The sequence below is a fragment of the Streptomyces sp. enrichment culture genome (genome assembly GCF_964272855.1).
Classification (GTDB): Bacteria; Actinomycetota; Actinomycetes; order Streptomycetales; family Streptomycetaceae; genus Streptomyces.
On the sequence record NZ_OZ186847.1, the window covers coordinates 4,388,414 to 4,413,463 of the forward strand.

Annotated in this window: 21 protein-coding genes; 15 read left to right on the top strand and 6 right to left on the bottom strand. The window is 72.1% G+C overall.

Translation table 11 applies throughout. The features are described from left to right. The first annotated feature begins 15 nt into the window (after positions 1-15). The 5 genes from ACSU6L_RS19065 (at position 16) to ACSU6L_RS19085 (ending at position 7,035) form a co-directional block, all read left to right on the top strand. Positions 16-2,088: a copper resistance CopC/CopD family protein gene (locus ACSU6L_RS19065; protein ID WP_437058365.1), complete on the top strand. Its 2,073-nt coding sequence runs from the start codon at positions 16-18 to the stop codon at positions 2,086-2,088. 10 nt (positions 2,089-2,098) lie between these two features. Then, entirely contained in the window at positions 2,099-3,400 is a 1,302-nt protein-coding gene (gene efeB, locus ACSU6L_RS19070) for an iron uptake transporter deferrochelatase/peroxidase subunit (RefSeq protein WP_437058367.1), read from the top strand. A gap of 62 nt (positions 3,401-3,462) precedes the next feature. Further along, positions 3,463-4,395, top strand: coding sequence for a prephenate dehydratase (gene pheA, locus ACSU6L_RS19075; protein WP_437058369.1), 933 nt, complete (start codon positions 3,463-3,465; stop codon positions 4,393-4,395). A 556-nt stretch (positions 4,396-4,951) separates the two neighbouring features. Further along, positions 4,952-6,229 carry a serine--tRNA ligase gene (gene serS / locus ACSU6L_RS19080; protein ID WP_437058371.1) on the top strand — a complete coding sequence of 426 codons (1,278 nt, stop codon included), beginning with the start codon at positions 4,952-4,954 and terminating at the stop codon, positions 6,227-6,229. Then, positions 6,226-7,035 carry an HAD family hydrolase gene (locus ACSU6L_RS19085; protein ID WP_437058373.1) on the top strand — a complete coding sequence of 270 codons (810 nt, stop codon included), beginning with the start codon at positions 6,226-6,228 and terminating at the stop codon, positions 7,033-7,035. Before serS ends, ACSU6L_RS19085 begins: the two co-directional genes overlap by 4 nt. Positions 7,036-7,346: 311 nt before the next feature. Here the strand turns inward: ACSU6L_RS19085 and ACSU6L_RS19090 are convergent, their stop codons facing one another. Genes ACSU6L_RS19090 through ACSU6L_RS19105 form a run of 4 tightly spaced genes read right to left on the bottom strand, consistent with a single transcriptional unit; the run spans position 7,347 to position 10,860 of the window. Further along, on the bottom strand, positions 7,347-8,066 hold the full coding sequence (locus ACSU6L_RS19090) for an ABC transporter permease subunit (protein ID WP_073944800.1): 720 nt from the start codon (positions 8,064-8,066) through the stop codon (positions 7,347-7,349). A 10-nt stretch (positions 8,067-8,076) separates the two neighbouring features. Beyond that, on the bottom strand, positions 8,077-8,988 hold the full coding sequence (locus ACSU6L_RS19095; RefSeq protein ID WP_437058375.1) for an ABC transporter ATP-binding protein: 912 nt from the start codon (positions 8,986-8,988) through the stop codon (positions 8,077-8,079). Continuing rightward, the gene (locus tag ACSU6L_RS19100; protein WP_437058377.1) at positions 8,985-9,908 is read right to left on the bottom strand and encodes an ABC transporter permease; all 924 of its coding nucleotides are present in this window, start codon (positions 9,906-9,908) and stop codon (positions 8,985-8,987) included. The genes ACSU6L_RS19095 and ACSU6L_RS19100 overlap by 4 nt, the downstream gene beginning before the upstream one ends. Next, on the bottom strand, positions 9,898-10,860 hold the full coding sequence (locus tag ACSU6L_RS19105) for an ABC transporter ATP-binding protein (protein ID WP_437064955.1): 963 nt from the start codon (positions 10,858-10,860) through the stop codon (positions 9,898-9,900). The genes ACSU6L_RS19100 and ACSU6L_RS19105 overlap by 11 nt, the downstream gene beginning before the upstream one ends. A gap of 236 nt (positions 10,861-11,096) precedes the next feature. Between ACSU6L_RS19105 and ACSU6L_RS19110 the strand changes: the two genes are divergently transcribed. The 10 genes from ACSU6L_RS19110 to ACSU6L_RS19155 all read left to right on the top strand — a co-directional run bounded on the left by ACSU6L_RS19110 (position 11,097) and on the right by ACSU6L_RS19155 (position 23,626). Next, the gene (locus ACSU6L_RS19110; RefSeq protein WP_437058378.1) at positions 11,097-11,954 is read left to right on the top strand and encodes a M24 family metallopeptidase; all 858 of its coding nucleotides are present in this window, start codon (positions 11,097-11,099) and stop codon (positions 11,952-11,954) included. Next, positions 11,951-13,711: an SDR family oxidoreductase gene (locus tag ACSU6L_RS19115; protein WP_437058380.1), complete on the top strand. Its 1,761-nt coding sequence runs from the start codon at positions 11,951-11,953 to the stop codon at positions 13,709-13,711. Before ACSU6L_RS19110 ends, ACSU6L_RS19115 begins: the two co-directional genes overlap by 4 nt. A 207-nt stretch (positions 13,712-13,918) precedes the next feature. Then, positions 13,919-14,797, top strand: a complete 879-nt coding sequence (locus ACSU6L_RS19120) for a DUF2797 domain-containing protein (protein WP_437058382.1) — start codon at positions 13,919-13,921, stop codon at positions 14,795-14,797. 32 nt (positions 14,798-14,829) lie between these two features. Continuing rightward, entirely contained in the window at positions 14,830-15,306 is a 477-nt protein-coding gene (locus tag ACSU6L_RS19125) for a hypothetical protein (RefSeq protein WP_437058384.1), read from the top strand. A gap of 93 nt (positions 15,307-15,399) precedes the next feature. Further along, complete coding sequence (locus tag ACSU6L_RS19130) at positions 15,400-16,140, top strand: response regulator transcription factor (RefSeq protein ID WP_073944823.1); 741 nt, start codon at positions 15,400-15,402, stop codon at positions 16,138-16,140. Next, positions 16,137-17,747, top strand: coding sequence for a HAMP domain-containing sensor histidine kinase (locus ACSU6L_RS19135; protein WP_437058386.1), 1,611 nt, complete (start codon positions 16,137-16,139; stop codon positions 17,745-17,747). Before ACSU6L_RS19130 ends, ACSU6L_RS19135 begins: the two co-directional genes overlap by 4 nt. 14 nt (positions 17,748-17,761) lie before the next feature. After that, positions 17,762-19,078 (top strand): glycosyltransferase, encoded by a 1,317-nt coding sequence (locus ACSU6L_RS19140; protein WP_437058388.1) that lies wholly within the window; start codon positions 17,762-17,764, stop codon positions 19,076-19,078. After that, the gene (locus ACSU6L_RS19145; protein WP_437058390.1) at positions 19,075-21,228 is read left to right on the top strand and encodes an ArnT family glycosyltransferase; all 2,154 of its coding nucleotides are present in this window, start codon (positions 19,075-19,077) and stop codon (positions 21,226-21,228) included. Before ACSU6L_RS19140 ends, ACSU6L_RS19145 begins: the two co-directional genes overlap by 4 nt. A gap of 66 nt (positions 21,229-21,294) precedes the next feature. Then, positions 21,295-22,767 (top strand): MFS transporter, encoded by a 1,473-nt coding sequence (locus ACSU6L_RS19150; protein WP_437058392.1) that lies wholly within the window; start codon positions 21,295-21,297, stop codon positions 22,765-22,767. A 112-nt stretch (positions 22,768-22,879) separates the two neighbouring features. Beyond that, positions 22,880-23,626 carry a TetR/AcrR family transcriptional regulator gene (locus tag ACSU6L_RS19155; protein ID WP_437058394.1) on the top strand — a complete coding sequence of 249 codons (747 nt, stop codon included), beginning with the start codon at positions 22,880-22,882 and terminating at the stop codon, positions 23,624-23,626. A 7-nt stretch (positions 23,627-23,633) separates the two neighbouring features. Here ACSU6L_RS19155 and ACSU6L_RS19160 read toward each other — a convergent pair whose 3' ends face one another. Further along, positions 23,634-24,113: a PPOX class F420-dependent oxidoreductase gene (locus tag ACSU6L_RS19160; RefSeq protein WP_437058396.1), complete on the bottom strand. Its 480-nt coding sequence runs from the start codon at positions 24,111-24,113 to the stop codon at positions 23,634-23,636. Positions 24,114-24,122: 9 nt separating this feature from the next. Then, entirely contained in the window at positions 24,123-24,947 is an 825-nt protein-coding gene (locus ACSU6L_RS19165) for a YceI family protein (protein ID WP_437058398.1), read from the bottom strand. Between the last annotated feature and the right edge of the window lie 103 nt (positions 24,948-25,050).

Consider the following 25,050-nt stretch of genomic DNA (forward strand, 5'->3'; position numbering starts at 1 on the left):
GAGGGACCAACCACCGTGCCGCAGACCATCGCACCGCGCGTCCGAAGCCTGGTGCTGCTGCTCCTGGCCGTCGTCGGCGCGCTCCTCGCCGGTGCGGCGCCCGCCTCCGCGCACGCCGCGCTCACCGGCAGCGACCCCCAGCAGGGTGCGGTGGTCGACAAGGCGCCCGCGCAGGTCTCGCTCACCTTCTCCGAGACGGTCTCGCTGTCCGACGACGCGCTGCGGGTCCTCGACCCCAAGGGCGGGCGCGTCGACACCGGCGAGCCGACCGGCACCGGCGGCGCCACCTACTCCGTGAAGCTCAAGCCCGGCCTGCCCGACGGTACGTACACCGTGTCGTACCAGGTGGTGTCGGCGGACAGCCATCCCGTCGCCGGGGCGTTCACCTTCTCCGTCGGCGCGCCCTCCGAGACCACCGTCACGGTGTCCGGCGAGACGTCGGACGGCGGAGTCGTCGGCCTGCTGTACGACCTCGGACGGTACGCGTCGTACGCCGGGTTCATCGTGCTCGTCGGCGGCGCCGCGTTCGTGCTCGCCTGCTGGCCGCGCGGCGCGGGCGTACGGGCCGTGCAGCGGCTCGTCGTGTCCGGATGGCTGGCCCTCACCGCGGCCACGCTCGGCCTGCTGCTCCTGCGCGGCTCCTACACGACGTCCGGGAAGTTCGCGGACGTCTTCGACCTGGACCTGCTCGGGCAGGTGCTGCAGACCAAGACCGGCGCGGCCCTCGTCTCCCGGCTGCTGTTGCTCGCCGCGGCGGCGCTGTTCATCTCCGTGCTCTTCGGGGCGTTCGCCCGGCGGGTCGAGGGCGAGGACGAGCAGGACCTGAAGGAGACACGGGACCTCGCCTTCGGGCTCGCCGTCGGCGGGGTCGTCGTGGCCGCCGGGCTCGCGGCGAGCTGGGCCATGGCCGAGCACGCCTCCACCGGCATCCAGCCCGGGATCGCCATGCCCGTCGACGTCGCCCATCTGCTGGCCGTCGCGGCCTGGCTCGGCGGACTCGGCGCGCTGCTCGTCGCGCTCTACCGGGCACCCGTGGAGACCCCGCTCGGGGCCACGGTCGTACGGCGGTTCTCCCAGGTCGCCTTCGGCAGCGTGCTCGCGCTGGTCGCGACCGGGATCTACCAGTCCTGGCGGCAGGTCGGCTCCTGGTCGGCGCTCACCGGCACCCGGTACGGGCAGCTGCTGTGCGTGAAGGTCGGGCTCGTGCTGCTGCTCCTCGGGGTCGCGTGGATCTCACGCCGATGGACCGCGAGGCTGGCGGACACGGTGACCGTGGCGGTGGAAGAGCGTGGGGAGCGTGTCGAGGCTCGGGTCGGGAGCGCCGGGGCCGAGCGTCTGGCCGAGGGTGCCGGGACGGCGGGGGGCGCCAGGAGCGCCGGGGGCGCGGTGACCGCAGAAGGTGCCGGGACCGGTGATGGCGCCGAGGTCGCCGAGAAGGGCGACGGCGTCAAGAAGGGGGCGGCCTCATCGGCCTCGTCCTCGTCGTCCTCCTCCTCCGGCGCGGGGCCCGACCCCGAGCGCGCCGCTCAGCTCGCCCGGCAGCGGGCCGCCGTCGACACCGCGCGGCAGAAGCGGGAGCGGGACGCCGACCCGAACCGGTACGGACTGCGCCGCTCGGTGCTGGCCGAGGCGGGTGTCGCCGTCGTCCTGCTGGCCGTCACCACCGCGCTGACGTCCACCGAGCCGGGCCGCACCGAGGAGGAGGCCAAGGCGGCCACGGCGGCCTCGTCGTCGACCACCACGACCGGGACCGTCACCCTCGACATCCCCTTCGACACCGGCGGCGAGGACGGCAAGGGCGTCGTCCGTATCGACCTCGACCCCGCGCGGGCCGGCGCCAACGAGATGCACGTCTATGTGACACGGCCGAACGGCCGGGCCTTCGACGTCCCCGAGGTGAAGGTCGCCTTCACCCTGGAGTCCCAGGACATCGGGCCGCTGCCCGTCGTCCCGGACCACATCACCACCGGACACTGGTCGGCGAGCGGAGTGCAGATCCCCATGGCGGGCGAGTGGAAGATCGCCGTGACCGTGCGGACCTCCGACATCGACCAGGTGACCGTCGACAAGAACGCGCAGATCGGCTGAACCCCACACCATGCCTGACCAGACGGCTGACCAGTCCATTCCGCAGGCCCGGACGCCCGGCACCCCCGGCGACCCGGGCACGTCCGGCACGCCCCCGAGGGACGGCCTCTCCCGTCGCCGGCTGCTCGGCACCGCCGGTGCCACCGGGCTCGTGCTCGGCGCGGCGGGCGGCGCCGTGGGCTACGCCTCGGCGCCCTCCGCGGCGACGCCGCTCACCTCGCTCGGCGCCGAGGAGGTGATGTTTCACGGGAAACATCAGCCCGGCATCACCACCCCGACGCAGTCCCGTGGCCATCTCGTCGCCTTCGACCTCGCGCCCGGCGCCGGCCGCAAGGAGGCCGCCGCGCTGCTGCGCCGCTGGTCGGAGACGGCTCGGCGGCTGATGGCGGGCGAACCGGCCGGGCAGGACGACACGGACATCGCCCGGGACGCCGGACCGTCGTCCCTCACGGTCACCTTCGGCTTCGGGCACGGCTTCTTCGGCCGTACGAGCCTGGAGAAGCAGCGCCCGGTCGCCCTGGACCCGCTACCGGACTTCTCCTCCGACCAGCTCGACAAGAAGCGCAGCAACGGCGACCTGTGGGTGCAGATCGGCGCCGACGACGCCCTGGTCGCCTTCCACGCGCTGCGGGCCATCCAGAAGGACGCGGGAGGCGCGGCCCGGGTCCGCTGGCAGATGAACGGCTTCAACCGCTCGCCGGGCGCCACCGCCCACCCGATGACCTCCCGCAACCTGATGGGCCAGGTCGACGGCACCCGCAATCCGAAGCCGGCCGAGTCCGACTTCGACCAGCGGATCTTCGTGCCCGCGAGCGGGGAGCCCGCGTGGATGGCGAACGGCTCCTACGCCGTCGTACGCCGGATCCGCATGCTCCTCGACGACTGGGAGAAGCTGTCGGTCAAGGCCCAGGAGGACGTCATCGGGCGCCGCAAGTCCGACGGGGCGCCGCTGTCCGGGGGCGACGAGACCACCGAGATGGACCTGGAGAAGGTCGACGCCGAGGGCAACCTGGTCGTGCCGATCAACGCGCACGCCCGGATCACCCGGCCCGACCAGAACGGCGGCGCGGCGATGCTCCGGCGCCCCTTCTCCTTCCACGACGGCATCGACGCCGACGGGGTGCCCGACGCGGGGCTGCTGTTCGTCTGCTGGCAGGCGGACCCGCTGCGCGGCTTTGTGCCGGTGCAGCGCAAGCTCGACCGCGGCGACGCGCTGTCACGCTTCATCCGGCACGAGGCGAGCGGGCTGTTCGCGGTGCCGGGCGGGGCGGCGGAGGGCGAGTACGTCGGGCAGCGGCTGCTGGAGGGCTGACCGGGGTGCGCGTCGGCGAGACGTCCGAGCCATGGGGTGAGACGCCGCATTAGGGTGAGGTCATGCCAGCCAGTTATGCGTATCTCGGCCCCGAAGGCACCTTCACCGAAGTCGCCCTGCGCACCCTCCCGGAGGCGGCGACGCGGGAGCTGATCCCGTACGTGTCCGTGCAGTCCGCGCTCGACGCGGTGCGCAACGGTGAGGCCGAGGCGGCGTTCGTGCCGATCGAGAACTCCGTCGAGGGCGGGATCACCACCACCCTCGACGAGCTGGTCGCCGGCCGGCCGCTGATGATCTACCGCGAGGTGCTGCTGTCGATCACCTTCGCGCTGCTGGTGCGCCCGGGCACCAAGCTGTCGGACATCAAGACGGTCACCGCCCACCCGGCCGCACAGCCCCAGGTGCGCAACTGGCTGAAGGCGAACCTCCCGGACGTCACCTGGGAGTCGGCCGCCTCCAACGCGGACGGCGCCCGGCTGGTGCAGGAGGGCCGCTACGACGCCGCCTTCGCCGGTGAGTTCGCGGCCGCCCGGTACGGCCTGGAGGCCCTGGAGACGGAGATCCACGACGCGGAGAACGCCCAGACCCGCTTCGTGCTGGTCGGCCGCCCCGCCCGGCCCGCGGCGCCGACCGGCGCGGACAAGACCTCCGTGGTGCTGTGGCAGCGCGACGACCACCCGGGCGCGCTGCGCGACCTGCTGGGCGAGTTCGCGTCACGCGGCATCAACCTGATGCTGCTCCAGTCCCGCCCGACGGGCGCCGGCATCGGCAACTACTGCTTCTGCATCGACGCCGAGGGCCATATCTCCGACCGCCGGGTCGCCGAGGCGCTGATGGGACTCAAGCGGATCTGTCTCCAGGTGCGCTTCCTCGGTTCGTACCCGCGGGCGGATGTCCGGCCGGGCGAGGTGCTGCCGCCTCGGCAGGGGACGTCGGACGAGGCGTTCACGACGGCGTCGGACTGGGTGGCGCGCTGCCAGGACGGTCGGTTCTAGCCAGTCCCACTGTCCCACTGGTCCTACCGGCCGATTTTCCTTGTCCACAGAAGTTATCCACAGGTCCGCTTCTCGACCTGGGGACAAGTCGACAACGAAGTGCGATGTAGTCGACAAATCGCCCTACAGGCGGCAAGGCCGTCCACAGGGTCACAGGTCACCCTTCGTCCATCTGTTTCCTTCGATCAATCCTTTGGGGTGACCCAATTCCACTCGAAAGTGGGGGCGGGGGTGGTTTGGATCTGGAATTCCTCGTCCCGCTTGCCCGATTCGGAATGATCACTTCCGCTGTCCACAGAACTTTCGCACAGCCTGTGGATAACTCTTCGCGGCTGTGGATTCCTGTGGACGAACGGTCCTCAAGTCCCGCCTGCCGCAAGGGATTCCAGAGGGTTCCGGTCAACGGGCGACCTTCCGGAGTGCCCCGTTCCGGGGGGTGAGATCCTTTTTATTGACAGCGTAGAGCACAGTCGGCAAATGACGCATAACGGAACGTAAGTGGCGACGCGGAATAGTGGGTCGTGAGCCGTCACCCCGCACCGGTAGCCTTGAGCGCGTGATTGACCTTCGCCTGCTCCGTGAGGACCCCGACCGTGTGCGCGCGTCCCAGCGCGCCCGTGGAGAGGACGTCGCGCTCGTCGACGCTCTCCTGTCTGCCGACGAGCGGCGCAGGTCGTCCGGCGTCCGCTTCGACGAGCTGCGGTCCGAGCAGAAGTCGCTCGGCAAGCTCATCCCCAAGGCCTCGCCGGAAGAGAAGGCCGAGCTGCTGAAGAAGGCGAGCCAGCTCGCCGCCGACGTCAAGGCCGCCGACTCCGAGCGCGACGCCGCCGACGCCGAGACCCAGGAGCTGCTGCTCAAGCTCGGCAACCTCGTCCACCCCGACGTCCCCGTCGGCGGCGAGGAGGACTTCGCCACGCTGGAGACGCACGGCACGATCCGCGACTTCGGTGCGGAGGGCTTCGAGCCCAGGGACCACCTGGAGCTCGGCCAGCTCCTCGGCGCCATCGACGTCGAGCGCGGCGCGAAGGTCTCCGGCTCCCGCTTCTACTTCCTCACCGGCGTCGGCGCGCTGCTGGAGCTCGCGCTGGTCAACGCCGCGATGGCGCAGGCCACGGCGGCGGGCTTCACCCCGATGCTGACGCCCGCGCTGGTGCGCCCGCAGTCGATGGCCGGCACCGGCTTCCTCGGCCAGGCCGCGCAGGACGTGTACCACCTGCAGAACGACGACCTGTACCTGGTCGGCACCTCCGAGGTGGCCCTCGCCGCCTACCACATGGACGAGATCATCGAGGCCGACCGCCTCCCGCTGCGTTACGCGGGCTTCTCGCCCTGCTTCCGCCGTGAGGCCGGCTCGCACGGCAAGGACACGCGTGGCATCTTCCGCGTGCACCAGTTCGACAAGGTCGAGATGTTCTCCTACGTGGCTCCGGAGGAGTCGCAGGCGGAGCACCAGCGCCTGCTGGAGTGGGAGAAGCAGTGGCTGACCTCGCTCGAGCTGCCGTTCCGCGTCATCGACGTCGCCTCGGCCGACCTGGGTTCCTCGGCCTCCCGCAAGTTCGACTGCGAGGCGTGGATCCCGACCCAGGGCAAGTACCGCGAGCTGACCTCGACCTCGGACTGCACCGAGTTCCAGTCCCGCCGCCTGTCGATCCGCGTCCGCGACGGCAAGCAGGTCCGGCCGCTGGCGACGCTCAACGGCACCCTGTGCGCCGTGCCGCGCACGATCGTGGCGATCCTGGAGAACCACCAGCAGGCCGACGGCTCGGTGCGCGTGCCCGAGGTGCTGCGCCCCTACCTGGGCGGACGTGAGGTTCTGGAGCCGGTCGCCAAGTGAGTACGGCCTCCGGGTTCCCGTTCCGGCTGATCGCCACCGACCTGGACGGAACGCTGCTGCGCTCCGACGACACGGTGTCGCGGCGCACCCGTGACGCGCTCGCCGCGGCCACCGCGGCGGGCGCCGCGCACATCGTCGTCACCGGGCGCGCGGTCCCGTGGACCCGGCCCGTCCTCGACGACCTCGGCTACCAGGGCCTCGCCGTCTGCGGCCAGGGCGCCCAGGTGTACCACGCCGGCGAGCACCGTCTGCTGACCTCGGTCACGCTGGACCGGCAGCTCGCCGGGGTGGCGCTGGCCAAGATCGAGGCGGAGACCGGCCCGCTGTATCTGGCGGCGAGCCGGGACGGTCTGGACGGCGATGTGCTGGTGGGCCCCGGTTACGAGGTGCAGGGCACCCTTCCGGCGGTCCCGTTCACGGACGCCTCCGACCTGTGGACCGCGCCGCTGAACAAGCTGTACATCCAGCACCCGACCCTCGACGACGACGAGCTGGCCGCGATCGCCACCCGTGTGGCCGGTGGTTTCGTCACCGTCCTCATCGCGGGCGAGGGCATCGTGGAGCTGCTGCCGCTCGGACTGTCCAAGGCCACGGGCCTGTCCCTGGCGGCGCGGCGGCTGGGCCTGAAGGCGGCCGACACGCTCGCCTTCGGCGACATGCCCAACGACATCCCGATGTTCGGCTGGGCGGCCCGAGGCGTGGCCATGGCCAACGCCCACGAGGAGCTGAAGGCGGTCGCCGACGAGGTGACGTCCTCCAACGAGGAGGACGGGATCGCCGTGGTGCTGGAACGACTGCTGGCCTAGGAGACACCCCCTAGCCTCGGGCTGCCCAGGCGCCTCTTTCGAACAGAGGCGAAGGCGGGAAGGGCGGCCCACGCGAGTGTGCGTCGCGTGCTCGAAGCGGCCGCCCCGGGCAGCTCCCCGTGTGCGGCGGGCTCTACGGAGGGGTGGCGACTACTCCGGAGCCCGCCGGCGGCTGCCCTGAAGGGAGTGCGGCGTACTGCCGTGCATGGGCATCGCCGGACTCCTCTCCCGGTTCGTGGTGGACGACAACCACTGTGCCGGTACGAGGAGTCGGGTGCCACCGATTAACGGGGCCGTCCGCGGCGGGGCGTCTACTCCTCGCCCGCGAGGGTCAGCGAGCGCAGTTTCTGCCCGGCGTACCAGGTGGCGAGCACGGTCACCGCGGCCAGCAGCACGGTCGCCGTGGTCAGCCCCACGTCCGAGGTGATCAGATCCCCGCCGGAGACCTTCTGGGCCACCGCCAGCGACCACTGCTGGACGCTGAGGGTGCGGGCGCCGGGCACCAGGGAGCCGAACAGCGCCTCCCAGACCAGGGCGTAGACCAGCCCGAACACCACGGCGTGCCGGGAGACCGTGCCGAGCAGCAGGAACAGCGCCGCGTAGGCGATGGACGCCACCAGCGCGGCCACCGTGTAGGCGACGGCGATCTGCTGTCCGTTGCCGTTGAGGATCAGGCCCGCGACGAGGGTCGGGATCGCGGAGAACACCATGGTCACGGCGATCGCGACGATCAGCTTGGTGTAGATGATCGTCGGCCGCTTCAGCGGCTTGGACAGCAGGTACACCACGGAGCCGTCGTCGATCTCCGGGCCGATCGCGCCGGTGCCGGCGATGACGCCGATGATCGGGACCATGGTGGCGAGGGCGAAGCCGCCGAGGACGTTCACGGCCGTCTGGTCGTCGGCGCCGGACAGGGCGCGCACCGCGACGGCGATGACGATCAGCAGCAGTGGCAGCGCGCCGAGGATGAGCGCGCGGCGGCGGCCGAGCAGGGCCCGGTAGGTGAGCCGGGCGACGGTGGGGTCGTACATCTTCGGCCTCCTACGCCGCGACCAGATACGAGAAGACGGACTCGAGGGACTCGTCGGACGGTGAGACCGTCAGCAGCCGGATGCCGTGGTCCCGGGCCACCCGGGGCAGCAGGGCGGTGAAGCGGCCGAAGTCGACGGCCTGGATCCGCAGCGCGCCCTCGGCGAGGTCCACCTCGATGCCGGAGGTCGACGGGTCGGCGATGAGCGCGGCCGCGAGGGTGCGGTCGTCGCTGGAGCGGACCAGGTAGCGGTGCGGACGGTCGGTCATCAGGCGGCGGATCTTGCGGAAGTCGCCGCTCGCCGCGTGCCGGCCCGCGACCACGACCTCGATGTGCCAGGCCAGCTGTTCGACCTCCTCGAGGATGTGGGAGGAGAACAGCACCGTGCGGCCCTCGTCGCCCATGCGCCGCAGCAGGTCCATGAGCTGCATGCGCTGGCGCGGGTCCATGCCGTTGAACGGCTCGTCGAGCAGCAGCAGCGAGGGGTCGTGGACGAGCGCGGAGGCCATCTTCACGCGCTGCCGCATGCCCTTGGAGTAGGTGGCGATCTTGCGGTCCTGCGCGTACTCCATCTCCACCGTGGCCAGCGCCTTCTGGGCGGCCTTGGCATCCAGGCCCTGGAGTTCGGCGTTGGCGAGGACGAACTCGCGGCCGGTGAGGAAGTCGTACATCGCCTCGCGCTCGGGGACGATGCCGATGTGCTTGTAGATCTGCTCGTTGCGCCACACCGGCTGCCCGTCGAGGGTGACCGAGCCGGTGGAGGGGGCGAGGAAGCCGCCCATCATGTTGATGAGGGTGGACTTTCCGGCGCCGTTGGGGCCGAGCAGGCCGGTGACGCCGGGGCCGATCGTCATGGTGATGTCGTTGACGGCGACCACGTTGCCGAACCAGCGGGAGACGTGGTCGATGCTGAGTGTGGTCACAGGCCCACCTTCCGGTAGCGGCGCATCAGCAGGCCGTAGCAGCCGGCGATGAGGCCGAGGGAGACGAGGACGTAGACGGCTCCCTGGCCGTCACCGGGGCCGACGTTGCCGGGGAACGTCGAGGTGGCGCCCAGGAAGGCGGACTGCACGCCCTCGATGAGGGTGATCGGTGAGAAGAGGCCGATCCAGGCGATGGCGTCGGTGGTGTCCTGTTCGAAGGCGATGGCCTGGAGGGTGGTGACCGCGCCGTAGGCGATGGTCAGTACGGCGATCACGGCCGCGATGCCGAAGCCGCGGCGCGGGGTGACCGCGGCGATGACCAGGCCGATGCCGGAGAAGAGCAGCGAGAGCAGTGCCACGGAGACGAGTCCCTGTGCGAATCCCTTGGTCTGGTCGGCGAAGTCGAGCTTGGCGAGCAGAGCGCCGATGTAGAGCACGAGCAGCGGGGCGGCGGTGAGCAGGAACATCGCCGAGGCCAGTGCCGCGAACTTGGCACGGACGTAGTCGGCGGTCTCCATGGGCCGCGAGAAGTACAGCGGGACGGTCTTGAAGCGCAGGTCGCGGGAGACCGACTGGGGTGCCTGCGAGGCGACGTAGAGGCTGATCACGGCCTGCATCAGGATCGCGTAGCGGGTGTAGTCGACCGGGAGGTCGTCGGCCTTGGTGGCGACGGCCACGGCGACCATGATGCCCGCGGGCAGGCACATCACCACGAACAGCAGCATCGGCAGCACCTTGGACTTGGCCGAGCGGCCGAGGCCGTAGGCGCCGCGCAGGGACTGCGAGTAGAGCGAGCGGCGGGCGTAGGCGCGGCCCAGGCGGGGGCCGTCGTAACCGCGGTAGCCGATGTTGTGGATGCGGCTCTGGTCGCCCGGGCCCGACGGGGCGTCCGAGGTGGGCAGGGGATGCTCAACCGCCATGGCCCACGGCCTCCTTCCGCTGGTCGCCGGTCTCCTGGAAGACCTCCGAGATGTGATGACGGCGCTGCTCCATGCGGACCAGGCCGAGGCCGAGGCCGGCGACGATGTCGCGGACCAGGTCGTAGGTCTCCTCGCCCTGGGCGGTGAGGAGCAGGACGTGGCCCGCGCCGGGCAGGCCGCCGGCGTGGTCGACGGTGATCCCGCGCGCGTGCAGCGCGTCGCGCATCGCGCGGGTGCCGTCGGGGTGTTCGTCGCTGTCGGTGACCTCGATCGCCAGGGTGGTCGTGGTCTGGGTGAAGTCGGTGGTGGAGCTGGAGCGCAGCAGCTTGCCGCCGTCGATGACGACCACGTGGTCGCAGGTGCGTTCCAGTTCGCCGAGCAGGTGGGAGGTGACCAGGACCGAGATGCCGAAGTCGGTGTGGATGCGGCGGATCAGGGCGAGCATGTCGTCCCGGCCGACCGGGTCCAGCCCGTTGGTCGGCTCGTCCAGGAAGACCAGCTGCGGATCGTGCACCAGGGCCTGGGCGAGTTTGACGCGCTGCTTCATGCCCGTGGAGTAGCCGCCGATGGGGCGGTAGCGCTCCTCGTACAGCCCCACGTGCCGCAGGGTGTCCGCGGTGCGTTCGCGGGCGGCGGCGGGCGGGAGGCCGGACATGCGGGCCATGTGGACGACGAACTCGGTGGCCGAGACGTCGGGCGGCAGGCAGTCGTGCTCCGGCATGTAGCCGACGCGCTCGCGGATGGCGGCGCCCTCGGTGGCGACGTCGAGGCCGAGCACCTCGGCGCGGCCCTCGGTGGCCGGGGACAGACCCAGCAGGATCTTGATCAGTGTGGACTTGCCGGCACCGTTGGCTCCGACGAGTCCGGTGACACCGGGCCCGACGTCCACGGAGAGCCGGTCAAGCGCGGTCACCCGGGGGAACCGCTTGCTCAGGCTTTCGGTCGCGATCACAGTCACGTCATAGAAGGTAGTGACGCGTGGCACGCCGGGCGTCACCCCGCAGAGCCGTCTTCGCGTCAGCCTCCAGTCGTACGGACCCGTAGGGGATGCAGTGCCTGAGGGCTACGGACCGGGTCCCGGAGCGGGCTCCGGAGCGTGAGGGATCACGCCTATTGACGCGGACTCTAACAACTGCGAGATTCAGGCCTGTCAAGTTACGGGCGCGTAGCGCAGTCGAAGGAGCCGGCATGACCACGGCGTTGACAAGCGGACTCTCGGCGGCGGCACTCTCCGCGGAGCTGGACGGGTTCCGGCAGGTCCAGCGGCTCGCCTACGAGTGCGCGGAGGCCGTCGCCGCACGGCTCGAGCCGGGCGTGACCGAGCGCGAGGCGGCGCGCATGCAGCGGGAATGGCTCGGCGCGCGGGGCGTGCGGGACTGGTTCCACCTGCCGTTCGCCTGGTTCGGCGACCGCACCGCCTTCGTGAACTTCCGCGTCCCGCTCCAGTTCTTCCCCACCAACCGCCGGCTGGAGCCCGGGATGCCGTTCATCCTGGACATGGCGCCCGTCCACCGGGGCCACACCGCCGACATCGGCTACTCCGGTTCGCTCGGCATCAACCCCGTACAGAACAGGCTGATGGCCGACCTGGAGGCGCACCGCGAGCTGATCCTGCGCGAGGTGCGCGAGCGCCGCTCGCTGCGGGAGATCTACGAGGACGTCGACCGCCTCATGGTCCGCCAGGGCTACGCCAACCGGCACCGCGCGTACCCCTTCGGTGTGATCGCGCACAAGGTCGACCGGGTGCGCGAACGGCGTTTCTCGCCCCGGCTGTTCGGGTTCGGGACCCAGTCCCTGAAGGGGCTCGCGGCCGACGCGCTGCACGGCCACCGGGAGGGCTGGTCGCCGCTGTGGTCGCCGTACCGCTTCTCCGACCATCCGCCGCAGCCGGGCCTGTGGGCGGTCGAACCCCACCTCGGCTTCCGGGGAACGGGCGCGAAGTTCGAGGAGATCCTGGTCGTCACCGATTCCCGGGACCCCGAGGAAAGCGCCTTCTGGCTGGACGACGATCTGCCGCACGTGCGGCGCTGGACGGAGGAGAAGTGACGGTGCTCAAGGGCGCGCGGGAGCGCTGGATACGGACCGGCGGCGTCGAGCTGTGCGTGGCCGAGCTGGGCGACCCCGAACAGCCGACGGTGGTCCTCGTGCACGGCTATCCCGACAGCAAGGAGGTCTGGTCGGAGGTGGCGGCGCGGCTCGCCGGCCGCTTCCACGTGGTGCTGTACGACGTACGCGGCCACGGGCGTTCGACCGCGCCGCAGCCGCTGCGGGGCGGGTTCACACTGGAGAAGCTGACGGACGACTTCCTCGCCGTCGCCGACGCGGTCAGCCCCGGCCGGCCGGTGCACCTGGTGGGGCACGACTGGGGATCGGTGCAGTCCTGGGAGTTCGTGACGGTCAAGCGCACCGAGGGCCGGATCGCCTCCTTCACCTCGATGTCCGGGCCCTCCCTCGACCACTTCGGCCACTGGATCAACAACCGCGTCAAGCGGCCCACCCCCCGCCGGGTCGGGCAGCTCCTCGGCCAGGGCGCCAAGTCCTGGTACGTCTACCTGCTGCACACCCCCGCCCTGCCCGAACTCGCCTGGCGCGGCCCCCTCGGCAAGGCCTGGCCGCGCATGCTGGCACGACTCGAGAACGTCCCGGCCGGCGACTACCCCACCTCCTCGCTGCCCACCGACGCCGCCCACGGCGCCTGGCTGTACCGCGACAACGTGCGGTCCCGGCTGCGGCGCCCGCGCGGTGACGCGTACGCGCACGCGCCCGTGCAGCTGATCATCCCTGTCGGAGACGTGTTCCTGTCCGAGCGGCTGTACGACGAACTGGAGCTGTGGACGCCGCAACTGACCCGGCGCACGCTGCCCGCGAAGCACTGGGTGCCCCGGACGCGGCCCGACCGGCTGGCCGCGTGGATCGAGGAGTTCGTCACCGGCGTGGAGGGCGGACGGACCGCCCCGGCCACCGGCAAGGGACGCTACGCCGAACGGTTCGGCGGCCAGCTGGTGCTGGTCACCGGCGCCGGCAGCGGCATCGGGCGGGCCACGGCGTACGCGTTCGCCGAAGCCGGGGCGCGGGTGATCGCCGTCGACCGGGACGCGGAGACGGCGGCGCGTACGGCGGAGATGGCGCGGCTGCTGGGAGCGCCGGCGGCGTGGGCGGAGACCGTGGACGTCTCCGACGAGCAGGGCATGGAGAAGCTCGCGGAGAAGGTCGCCGCCGAGTACGGCGTGGTGGACGTGCTGGTCAACAACGCCGGGATCGGGCTGTCCGGGTCCTTCTTCGACACCACGCCCGAGGACTGGAAGAAGGTACTCGACGTGAACCTGTGGGGTGTCATCCACGGGTGCAGGCTCTTCGGGAAGCAGATGGCGGAGCGGGGCCAGGGCGGGCACATTGTCAACACCGCGTCCGCGGCGGCGTACCAGCCGTCCAAGGTGCTGCCGGCGTACAGCACCTCCAAGGCGGCGGTGCTGATGCTGAGCGAGTGCCTGCGGGCGGAGCTGGCCGGGCAGGGCATCGGGGTGAGCGCGATCTGCCCGGGGCTGGTGAACACCAACATCACCGCCACGGCGCGGTTCGCGGGGGTCGACGCGGAGGAGGAGCGGCGGCGGCAGAAGCGGACCGCCCGGCTGTACGGGCTGCGGAACTATCCGCCGGAGAAGGTCGCCGACGCGGTCCTGCGGGCGGTGGTCGAGGACCAGGCCGTGGTGCCGGTGACTCCCGAGGCTCGCGGGGCGCATCTGCTGGCGCGGTTCCTGCCGGGGGTATTGCGGAGGGTGGCTCGGGTGGAGCCGCGGTTGTAGTCCGGCTCGGCCTCGGCTTCGCCTTCGGCCGTCGAGGGTTCCCACCCGCACCACCCGTGCGACTTTCATCGTCGGGCGCGGGTGGCCCCCGTGGGATGCCATCGCCGTCGGCGGCTGCCGGTGGTTACTGCCTGCCGGTGGCCAGACCTTAGAGCCCCCACCTGCGGCGCATCGCGTTGTCAGTGCCTCCCCCTACGCTCGCAGGTGATGGCACGGACATGGACATGCGTCGGTCTCCGGTGGACGGACAGCGGACCCGTTCTCCGGTGGGACGGGGGACGGCGCAGTGCGCTGGGCTGGGGGCGGCGGGTGGCGTTCCGGGTGGTGGACGGGGGTGAGCGGAGGTGTCTCGGGGCGCGGGGGCACGGATGTCCGGTGCGGGCCGTGGTGGCGGGCCGGAGTACCGGCGGGCGGTGCGAGGAGTGCGCCCGGCTGGAGCGGGCGCACTCCGTGGCCGCCGACACGGTCGCCGACGATCCACGGCCGTACCACGTCTACCTCGCCTGGTTCGGGCCCGGCATGACCAAGGTCGGCATCACCGCCGTGGAACGCGGCTCCGCGAGGCTGCTGGAGCAGGGCGCGGTCTGTTTCAGCTGGCTCGGCGCCGGGCCCCTGATGGCCGCGCGGCGGACGGAGGAGCTGCTGCGGGCCGCGCTGCGCGTGCCGGACCGGATCCCGTACGCCGAGAAGCGGGCCGTGCGGGCCGCGCTGCCGGCGACGGAGGCCGAGCGGGCCGCCGAGCTGGCCGGGCTGCACGCCCGCGCGGTCGCCCTGCCCGGCTGGCCGGAGTCCCTGGCCCCCGAGCCGTTCCGGCCCGTCGACCACGTCCGGGCCTTCGGGCTCGCCGCCGCGCCCCCCGCCGCGGCGGAGGTGACGGAGCTGGTGCCCGGCGGGGCGGTGAGCGGGGAGCTGGTGGCGGCGGCCGGGCCCGACCTGCATGTGGCGACGGGCGGCGGCCGGGTCGTCGTACTCGATATCCGGTTGATGACAGGGTGGGACCTGGTGTCCGCTGGGGGTGACGAGCTGTCGGTGCCGGTGCGGGAGCTGCGCGGCGCGCCGGCCCATGAGCAGGGCGGGCTCTTCTGACACCGGGCGCGGCGACAGGAGGAGGAGCGGGCGTGGACATCACCGTGCAGTGGGTGCGCACGCTGTGGACCAAGCGGTCCCGCGGCGGCCCGGCCGCCGCCCGGCGGAACGCCGTACCCGTCGCCTTCGCCCTGCCGGACGGTGTCCCCGCCCGCGCCCACACGGTGCGGATGCACGAGCGGGACGACTTCACGCCCCGGCACGGGTGGGCGGAGCCGAGACGCGTCGGCGTGGAACTGCGGGAGCGGGACGGGCGGCTGCGGGTGCTGCCCCGCGTGGAGCCCTTGTACGCGCTGCCCCCGCGGCCCCGTCGCCCGCCCGCCGTGCGGCTCGCGCCCGGCGAGTGGGTGCGCTGGCAGCTCAACTACCGGTTCAGCAGCGCGGCCGGCATGCAGGACTGGACGTACTGGCTGGACACGTTCAACATCGCCTACGGCGAGGTACCGGCCGACGACGTCTTCCTCGGCACCCCCGCCTTCCACGTGGACGAGCAGGGACCCGTGCGGTAGCTGAGAGACCTCTGTCCACGGCCTGTGTGTTTCTCAGGAAAATCACAGGTTGCCGAAAGGACGCTCTCAGAGCGCCCCGACAGGGTGTTCAGCATGACCACGACCTCGCCCCAGGGGCGCACCGAACTGCTGAGGCCGGACGGGAGCCCCGTCCGGGTGCTTGTGGTGGACGACGAGCTGTCGATCACCGAGCTGCTGTCCATGGCCCTGCGCTACGAGGGCTGGCAGATCCGGACGGCGGGCGACGGCCACGGTGCCGTGCAGACCGCGCGGGAGTTCCGGCCGGACGCCGTCGTGCTGGACATGATGCTGCCGGACATGGACGGCCTGACCGTGCTCGGGCGGTTGCGTCGCGAGCTGCCGGACGTCCCCGTCCTCTTCCTGACCGCCAAGGACGCCGTCGAGGACCGTATCGCCGGGCTGACCGCCGGTGGCGACGACTACGTCACCAAGCCGTTCAGCCTGGAGGAGGTCGTCGCGCGGCTGCGCGGGCTGATCCGCCGCTCCGGCGCCGCCGACCGGCGTTCCGACTCGCTGCTGGTCGTCGGCGACCTCACCCTGGACGAGGACAGCCACGAGGTCACCCGCGGCGGGGACTCCATCCACCTCACCGCCACCGAGTTCGAGCTGCTGCGCTTCCTCATGCGCAACCCGCGGCGCGTCCTCAGCAAGGCGCAGATCCTGGACCGGGTCTGGTCGTACGACTTCGGCGGGCAGGCCAATGTCGTCGAGCTGTACATCTCCTACCTGCGGCGGAAGATCGACGCCGGCCGCGAGCCGATGATCCACACCCGGCGCGGCGCCGGCTACCTGATCAAGCCCGCCGTCTCATGAGCGGGCGACGACGGCCGCGTCCGCAGCCGCGCACCCTGCGGACGCGGCTCGTCGTCGCGTCCGTGGTGCTGATCGCCGTCGTCTGCGCGGTGATCGGCTCGGTGACGACGCTCGCGCTGCGCTCCTATCTCTACGGCCAGCTCGACGGCCAGCTGAAGGAGGTCGCCGCGCGCGCGTCCGGCAGGTTCGACCCGCCCGACAAGGACGTGACCGGGGGTGGCGGCGCCGGTCTGATCGGCGGGCAGGACAAGCCGCCGGAGGACATCGACCTCTCCAAGTTCGTCACACGCGGCCCGCAGCCCGTCGGCACCATCGCCGCCGAGGTGCGCGACGGCTCGATCGCCGAGGCCGAGGTCGGCAAGAAGGCCGCCGACGGCAACAACGTGCCCCAGCTGAACCCGGAGCCGCTGAGCGACGCCCAGACCGAGGCGCTCGGCTCGGTCGCCCGGGACGGCGAGGCGCACACCGTGGACGTCCCCGGCCTCGGCGGATACCTCGCGCGGTACCAGACCGGCCCCAACGGCAGCTACTACGTCGCCATCCCGACCTCCGACGTCACCCGCACCGTCAACACCCTGATCATCGTGGAGGTCAGCGTCACCGCCGCCGGCCTGGCCGCCGCCTTCCTCGCCGGAGTCGTGATCGTCGGTGTCGCCACCCGCCCGCTGCGCAGGGTCGCCGCGACCGCCACCCGGGTCTCCGAACTCCCCCTGCACAGCGGCGAGGTGAACCTCGACGAGCGGGTCCCGGAGTCGGAGTGCGACCCGCACACCGAGGTCGGCCAGGTGGGCGCGGCCCTGAACCGGATGCTGGACCACGTGCACGGCGCCCTGCACGCCCGCCAGCGGAGCGAGACGCGGGTACGGCAGTTCGTCGCGGACGCCAGCCATGAACTCAGGACGCCCCTGGCCTCCATCCGCGGCTACGCCGAGCTGACCCGGCGCGGCCGGGAGGCGGTCGGCCCCGACACCCGGCACGCCCTGGGCCGGATCGAGTCCGAGGCCGGCCGGATGACCCTGCTGGTCGAGGACCTGCTGCTGCTCGCCCGGCTGGACGCCGGACGCCCGCTCCAGTTCGAGCAGACCGACCTCGTCCCGCTCGTCGTCGACACGATCAGCGACGCGCGGGCCGCCGGACGGGACCACAACTGGCGCCTGGAGCTGCCGGACGAGCCGGCGCCGGTGTCGGCGGACGCGGCCCGGCTCCAGCAGGTCCTCGTCAACCTGCTCGCCAACGCCCGTACCCACACCCCGCCCGGTACGACGGTCACCGCGCGGGTGCGGCGGAGCGGGGCGTGGCTGTGCGTGGACGTGCAGGACGACGGTCAGGGCATCCCGCCCGAACTGCTGCCGCACGTTTTCGAGCGGTTCGCGCGCGGCGACTCGGCGCGCTCCCGCGCCACCGGCTCCACGGGCCTCGGGCTGGCCATCGTGCAGGCCGTCGCGACCGCGCACGGTGGCGCGGTGACCGTCGACAGCGTGCCCGGACGGACCGTCTTCACCGTCCACCTGCCGGCGCTCACGACGCCCACAGCCGCCGAAACGAACCGGCAACCGCACTCACAGGCACGGCACAGCCTCACCACACGGGTGCGACAGGGGAGTTGAGAAGAGTCGGTGCCATGCGAACCGACTCTTCTCCCGGCACCCTGCCGGCGCGGGAGCACCTCCCGGCCGGAGACGCCGGTACGCCTGTCCTGGACGTAGTGATTCCCGTCTACAACGAGGAGAAGGACCTCCAGCCGTGCGTGCTGCGGCTGCACGAGCACCTGGCACGCACCTTCCCGTACGCATTCCGCATCACGATCGCGGACAACGCGTCGACGGACACCACCCCGCGGGTCGCCGCCGGGCTGGCCGCCCGGATCCCGCAGGTGCGGTCCGTGCGGCTGGAGCAGAAGGGCCGGGGGCGCGCCCTGCGCACCGTCTGGTCGGCCTCGGACGCGCCGGTCCTCGCCTACATGGACGTGGACCTGTCCACCGACCTCAACGCGCTCCTGCCGCTGGTCGCGCCGCTGATCTCCGGACACTCCGACCTGGCGATAGGTTCCCGGCTCGCCGGCGGCTCGCGCGTGGTGCGCGGCGCCAAGCGGGAGTTCATCAGCCGCTCGTACAACCTGATCCTGCGCGGCTCGCTCCAGGCCCGCTTCTCCGACGCCCAGTGCGGCTTCAAGGCGATCCGCCGGGACGTCGCGCAGGTGCTGCTGCCGCTGGTGGAGGACACCGGCTGGTTCTTCGACACCGAGATGCTGGTGCTCGCCGAGCGGGCGGGCCTGCGGATCCACGAGGTGCCCGTCGACTGGGTCGACGACCCCGACTCCACCGTCCACATCGTCAGGACCGCCACGGACGACCTGAAGGGCGTCTGGCGGGTGGGCAAGGCCCTGGCCACCGGTTCGCTGCCGCTCGACCGGCTCACCCGGCCGTTCGGCGACGACCCGCGCGACCGCGAACTGCCCGACGTCCCGAGGGGGCTGGCCCGCCAGCTCCTCGGCTTCTGCTTCGTCGGCGCCCTGTCCACCCTCTTCTACCTCCTCCTCTACAGCGGCTTTCGCTCCTTCACCGGTTCGCAGACCGCCAACGCGCTCGCCCTGCTCGTCTCCGCCATCGCCAACACGGCGGCCAACCGGCGCCTCACCTTCGGCGTGCGCGGCCGCGGCGGGGCCGTCAAGCACCAGGCGCAGGGTCTGGTGGTCTTCGCCATCGGCCTCGCCCTCACCAGCGGCTCCCTCGCCGCCCTGGGCGCGGCCACCCCCGACCCCGCGCACTCCACCGAACTCGCCGTGCTGATCGCCGCGAACCTCGCGGCGACGGTGCTGCGCTTCCTGCTCTTCCGGGCCTGGGTCTTCCCGGACCGCACCACCACGACCTGGGGGGACGACACCATGCGGTTGCAGCCGGTGCGTCCGTACGACACCGATCCAAGGGACTTCCGATGACCACGACCACCCTGCACGGCCCGCCCGTCGGCACTCCCGCGCCCTCGCCGGAGACCCGGGAGCGGTCGTTCGTACGACGGCTGTGGCGCGGCCGTCCCGAGGACGCGCGCTGGGTCCGCCCGGCCTTCCTCGGCGCGCTCCTCGTCATCGGCGCGCTCTACACCTGGAACCTGACGGCGTCCGGCTACGCCAACTCCTTCTACTCCGCGGCCGTCCAGGCCGGCAGCCAGTCGTGGAAGGCGTTCTTCTTCGGCTCGCTGGACGCGGGCAACGCCATCACCGTCGACAAGCCCCCGGCCGCCCTGTGGCCGATGGCCCTGTCGGTGCGGCTCCTCGGCCTGAACTCCTTCGCCGTCCTGTTCCCGCAGGTGCTGATGGCGGTGGCGACGGCGGGCGTGCTGTACGCGTCCGTGCGCCGCCGCTTCCCCGCGCCGGCCGGACTGCTCACCATGGCGGTGTTCGCGCTCACCCCGGTCGCCGCGCTGATGTTCCGCTTCAACAACCCGGACGCGGCGCTCGCCCTGCTGATGGCCACCGCCGTGTACTGCACGCAGCGCGCCCTGGAGAAGGCACGGACCAAGTGGCTGCTCCTCGCCGGCACGGCGATCGGCCTCGCCTTCCTGGTGAAGACGCTCCAGGCGTTCCTGATCCTGCCGGTGCTCGCGCTCGTCTACGTCGCCCTGGCGCCCGCCCCGCTGAGGAAGCGGATCGGGCAGGTGCTGCTCGCCGGTGCCGCGATGGTCGTCGCGGGCGGCTGGTGGGTGGCGGTCGTCGAGCTGTGGCCGGCGTCCTCGCGGCCGTACATCGGCGGCTCGCAGAACAACTCCTTCCTGGAGCTGACCTTCGGCTACAACGGCCTCGGCCGCATCAACGGCGAGGAGACCGGCAGCGTCGGCGGTGGTGGCGGCAACGGGGGCGGCGGCTGGGGCGAGACCGGCTGGGACCGGATGTTCGGCTCGAACATCGGCGGCCAGATCTCCTGGCTGATCCCGGCCGCGCTGATCCTCCTCGTCGGCGCGCTGTTCGCCACCCGCAGGCTGAAGCGCACGGACGCCACGCGCGCCGCGTTCCTGCTCTGGGGCGGCTCCCTGCTGATCACCATGGTGATCTTCAGTTTCATGCAGGGCATCTTCCACGAGTACTACACCGTCGCCCTCGCCCCGTACATCGCCCCGCTGACCGGCATGGGCGCGGCCCTGCTGTGGGCGGAGCGCGGCCGGGCCCGGGCCTCGCTGACCCTGGCGGCGGCGATGACGGCCACCGCGGCGTGGGGATACGTCCTGCTCGACCGCTCCTCCGACTACCTCCCGTGGCTGAAGTGGCTGGTCCTGGTCGGCGGCCTGCTCGCCGCGCTCGGCCTGGTCTTCGCGAACCGGCTGGGCCGTCGCGTGGCCCTCGGCGTGGTCGCGCTGAGCGTCGTGACCGGGGTGGCCGGTCCGGCGGCGTACAGCCTCACCACCCTCGGCGAGGGTCACAGCGGCTCCATCGTCACAGCGGGCCCGTCGGTCGCGGGCGGCCTGGGCGGCATGGGCGGCGGGCGTCCCGGCGGCGGCCCCGGCGGGGTCGGCGGCCTCCCGGGCGGGGGCCAGAACCAGCAGGGCGGTCAGCAGGGCCGGCAGGGCGGCGGCATGGGCCAGCCCCCGGCGGGCGGTTTCGGCGGCGGGTTCCCCGGCGGCGGCCAGAACCAGCAGGGCCGGCAAGGCGGCCCGCAGAACCAGACGCCCGGCGGCCAGGCCGCCGGCGGCCAGACGGGCGAGGGCGGCGGCGGCATGGGCGGCCTGCTCAACGGCGCCTCCGTCTCCGACGAGGCCAAGGAACTGCTGGAGGCGAACGCCGGGGACCACACCTGGGCGGCCGCGGCCATCGGCTCCCAGAACGCCGCGAGCTACCAGCTGGCGACCGGCGAGCCGGTGATGGCGATCGGCGGCTTCAACGGCACCGACCCGTCCCCGACGCTCGCCCAGTTCAAGCAGTACGTGGCGGACGGCAGGATCCACTACTTCATCGCGAGCGGCATGGGCGGCGGACCGGGCGGCGGCGCCGACGGCAGCTCCTCGCAGATCAGCTCCTGGGTCGAGGAGAACTTCGAGGAGGTCACGGCCGGCTCGGCCACCTTCTACGACCTGACCCAGCCGAAGAGCGGGAACTGACCGGCACCGACACCCCGGCCCGATAAGCGCTGTACACCGTATGGGAGTCCCTATACGGTGTACAGCATGTCATCGACCTCCCAGGCGCGGTCCCCGCAGGACACCCAGGGCGGCCACCCGCAGCGCTGGCTGATCCTCGGAGTCATCTGTCTCGCACAGCTCACGGTGCTGCTCGACAACACCGTCCTGAACGTGGCGATCCCCTCCCTCACCGAGGAACTGGGGGCCGCCACGTCCGACATCCAGTGGATGATCAACGCCTACTCGCTGGTCCAGTCGGGCCTGCTGCTCACCGCGGGCAGCGCCGCCGACCGCTACGGCCGCAAGAAGATGCTGATCACCGGTCTCGCCCTGTTCGGCGCGGGCTCGCTGGCCGCCGGACTCGCCGACTCCACCGCCCAGCTCATCGCCGCGCGGGCCGGCATGGGCGTCGGCGGCGCGCTGCTGCTGACCACCACCCTCGCCGTCGCCATGCAGATCTTCACGCCGGAGGAGCACCCCAAGGCGATCGGCATCTGGAGCGCGGTCAACGCGCTCGGCTTCGCGACCGGCCCGCTGGTCGGCGGTTTCATGCTCGACCACTACTGGTGGGGCGCGATCTTCCTGATCAACCTCCCCGTGGCGGCGCTGGGACTGGCCGCCGTGGTCGCGCTGGTCCCCGAGTCCAGGAACCCGCAGGGGGACCGGCCGGACCTGCTCGGCGCGGTGCTCTCCACCATCGGCATGTCGTCACTGGTCTTCGCGATCATCTCCGGGCCGGAGCACGGCTGGTCCTCGGGCCGGGTGCTGACCAGCGGCGGCGTCGCGGTCGTCGTACTCGCCCTGTTCGCCTGGTGGGAGAGCCGGATCCCGTACCCCATGCTCGACATGCACTTCTTCCGCAACCGCCGGTTCACCGGCGCGGTCGCCGGCGCGGTGCTGATCACCTTCGGCATGGGCGGGGCGCTGTTCCTGCTCACCCAGCACCTGCAGTTCGTGCTCGGCTACGGCCCACTGGAGGCGGGGGTGCGGACGGCGCCACTGGCGCTGGTGGTCGTCGCGCTGAACTTCTCCGGGCTGTCCGCCAAGTGGCTGACCAAGCTCGGCACCCCGGTGTCCGTCGCGCTCGGCATGGTGCTGATGTCCGCGGGCCTGGTGTCGATCGCCACGCTCGGCTCCGCCGGATACGCCGGGATGCTGCTCGGCCTGGTGCTGATCGGGGTGGGCTGCGCGGTCGCCAACCCCGCGATGGCCCACGCCGTCATGAGCGCCATCCCGCCGGCCAAGGCCGGGGTCGGCGCCGGTGTCAACGGCACGCTGGCCGAGTTCGGCAACGGGCTGGGGGTGGCCGTGCTGGGCGCGGTGCTGAACTCCCGGTTCGCGGCGGTGTCCCTGCCGGTGGCGCTGGCGGCGGCGGGCACGGCCGCGGAGCGGCAGCGGGTGATCGACGCGTACGCCGACGGGTTGTCGGTCAGTCAGCTGGTGGGGGCGCTGGCCGTGCTGTTCGGCGGGTTCGTGGCCGCCGCGTTGCTGCGGCGGGCCGAGCGGGAAGACGCCTAGGAACCCGGAGGGTGCGGCGTGCCGTGAGGCTGCGGGCCGTCGTGGCTGGTCGCGGAGTTCCCCGCGCCCCTAGGGTGCCTCGGACGACCCGCGCTGGAAGGTGAGGAACGGTATGACGAAGGACTCGGGGGCGCGGGCCAGCGTCTGGCTGGGGGAGGCGCGCCGCCGGCGCGGCGGGGGGCAGCCGTCCGGGCTGGACCGGGAGCGGATCACCGAGGTGACCGTGCGGCTGCTGGACGCGGAGGGACTGGCCAGGTTCTCCATGCGGCGGCTGGCCGCCGAGCTGAACGTGACGGCCATGTCCGTGTACTGGTACGTCGACACCAAGGACGACCTGCTCGAACTCGCCCTGGACGCCGTCTACGGCGAGCTTCGGCTGCCCGACCCGGACGCCGGCGACGACTGGCGCGACCAGCTGCGCGGGCTGGCGGCCGAGTACCGCTCGCTGCTGGTGCGCCACCCGTGGCTGTCGCCGCTTGCCGGCGCCTACCTCAACATCGGCCCCAACTCGCTCGCCTTCTCCCGGGTGGTGCAGCGGGTGATCCGCCGGACCGGGATGCCCGCACACCGGGTGACCAGCGCGATCTCGGCGGTCTTCCAGTTCGTCTACGGCTACGGCACGATCGAGGGCCACTTCTTCGCCCGCGTCGCGGACGCCGGGGTGACCCCGGACGACTACTTCGAGCAGGCCATGCGCTCGGTCAGCGAGGTGCCGGAGACCGCCGAGGTCCTCCAGGAGTCCAAGGACATCATGGCGGCCCGCGGCGGCGACACGGTCGAGGAGATGCTGGACCGGGACTTCACCTACGCCCTGGACCTGCTGGTCGCGGGCATCGAGGCGATGGTCGAACGGGGCTGAGCCCGGCCTACTGCCCGCCCTCTCCGGACACCAGCCGCGCCGGGAACCCGCCCGTCGCGACCGGCCCCCACCGCTCGGGGGTGATCCGGATGATCGACTTGCCCTGCTTGACCATCGCCTCCCGGTACTCGTCCCAGTCCGGGTGCTCACCGGCGATGTTCCGGTAGTACTCCACCAGCGGCTCGACGGACTCGGGCGAGTCGACGACCTCGGCGGTGCCGTCGATCTGCACCCAGGGCCCGTTCCAGTCGTCGCTCAGCACGACCACGCTGACCCGCACGTCCCGCTTGGCGTTCCGGGTCTTGGCACGCTCGGGGTAGGTGGAGACCACGATCCGCCCGGAGTCGTCGACACCGCAGGTCAGCGGCGACGCCTGGGGGCTGCCGTCGGCACGGCGGGTGATCAGCAGGGCACGGTGGCGGGGACGTACGAAGTCCAGCAGCTCGGTCAGCGATACGCGGGTGTTGGTCGCGATGTTCGGTGCCATGACCGCAGCCTACGACTGGGGCAGGCCCTCGCCCTGGACCGCCTGGATGTCGAGTTCCACCCGCAGGGTCGTGCCGATGGCGGCGATGCCCGCCTGCACGACCTGGTTGTAGTGCATGGCGAAGTCGTCGCGCCGCAGCTCGGTCGTCGCCCGGAACGCGGCCCGGGTGCCCCCCCACGGGTCGGCGCCGGTGCCGAGGTAGGAGAGGTCCAGGTCGACGGGGCGCACGACGCCGTGCAGGCCCAGCTCGCCGTGGACCGTCCAGCGGTCGGGGCCGGCCTCGGTGAGGCCCGCCGACCGGTAGGTGATCTCCGGGAACCGCTCGACGTCCAGGAAGTCCGCCGACCTCAGATGCGTGTCGCGCATGCCGTTGCCGGTGTCGATGGACGCGGCCCGGATGACTGCCTCCACCCGCGACTTGGCGACGTCGTCCGGCGCGATCTCGATCACCCCGCCGAACTCGGTGAACCGCCCGTGCACGCTGGAGATCCCCAGGTGCTGGGCGACGGCGGCGACACTGGAGTGCGCCGGATCGATCGTCCAGGGCCCCGGCGGCGGCAGCTCCGAGCCACCGCCCTGCCGGGCCAGCGTCACCGTGCCGGCCTCGGCGCGTCCGCTCGCGGTGACGATCGCGCTGGCGGCGTGCGGCGCGTACCCGACGGCGGTGACGATCACGGTGTACGCCCCGGGCGCCAGCCCGGTCGTGTCCTGTACGGCTCCCTCCGCGTCCGCCTCGGCGCGCAGCACCTGCGTACCGGTCATGTCGGTCAGCGTGACGACCGCGTGCGACACGGCCCATCCGTCCCGGGTACGGATCCTCGCGGTCAGTCCCATGTCCCTACGTCCTTCGAAGCTTTCTCGCCGAGTCGTTCGGCCTGGATGTGAACCGGCCCGCGGCGCGCACCTCCGCTCAGAGCGCGCGCCACGGGCCGGGGTC

Bases quoted from the DNA above. Each gene is read 5' to 3' on its own strand.
- efeB (WP_437058367.1), top strand. From the start codon at position 2,099: ATGCCTGACCAGACGGCTGACCAGTCCATTCCGCAGGCCCGGACGCCC.
- pheA (WP_437058369.1), top strand. From the start codon at position 3,463: ATGCCAGCCAGTTATGCGTATCTCGGCCCCGAAGGCACCTTCACCGAA.
- ACSU6L_RS19090 (WP_073944800.1), bottom strand. From the start codon at position 8,066: ATGTACGACCCCACCGTCGCCCGGCTCACCTACCGGGCCCTGCTCGGC.
- ACSU6L_RS19100 (WP_437058377.1), bottom strand. From the start codon at position 9,908: ATGGCGGTTGAGCATCCCCTGCCCACCTCGGACGCCCCGTCGGGCCCG.
- ACSU6L_RS19110 (WP_437058378.1), top strand. From the start codon at position 11,097: ATGACCACGGCGTTGACAAGCGGACTCTCGGCGGCGGCACTCTCCGCG.
- ACSU6L_RS19120 (WP_437058382.1), top strand. From the start codon at position 13,919: ATGGCACGGACATGGACATGCGTCGGTCTCCGGTGGACGGACAGCGGA.
- ACSU6L_RS19130 (WP_073944823.1), top strand. From the start codon at position 15,400: ATGACCACGACCTCGCCCCAGGGGCGCACCGAACTGCTGAGGCCGGAC.
- ACSU6L_RS19135 (WP_437058386.1), top strand. From the start codon at position 16,137: ATGAGCGGGCGACGACGGCCGCGTCCGCAGCCGCGCACCCTGCGGACG.
- ACSU6L_RS19140 (WP_437058388.1), top strand. From the start codon at position 17,762: ATGCGAACCGACTCTTCTCCCGGCACCCTGCCGGCGCGGGAGCACCTC.
- ACSU6L_RS19145 (WP_437058390.1), top strand. From the start codon at position 19,075: ATGACCACGACCACCCTGCACGGCCCGCCCGTCGGCACTCCCGCGCCC.
- ACSU6L_RS19150 (WP_437058392.1), top strand. From the start codon at position 21,295: ATGTCATCGACCTCCCAGGCGCGGTCCCCGCAGGACACCCAGGGCGGC.
- ACSU6L_RS19155 (WP_437058394.1), top strand. From the start codon at position 22,880: ATGACGAAGGACTCGGGGGCGCGGGCCAGCGTCTGGCTGGGGGAGGCG.
- ACSU6L_RS19160 (WP_437058396.1), bottom strand. From the start codon at position 24,113: ATGGCACCGAACATCGCGACCAACACCCGCGTATCGCTGACCGAGCTG.
- ACSU6L_RS19165 (WP_437058398.1), bottom strand. From the start codon at position 24,947: ATGGGACTGACCGCGAGGATCCGTACCCGGGACGGATGGGCCGTGTCG.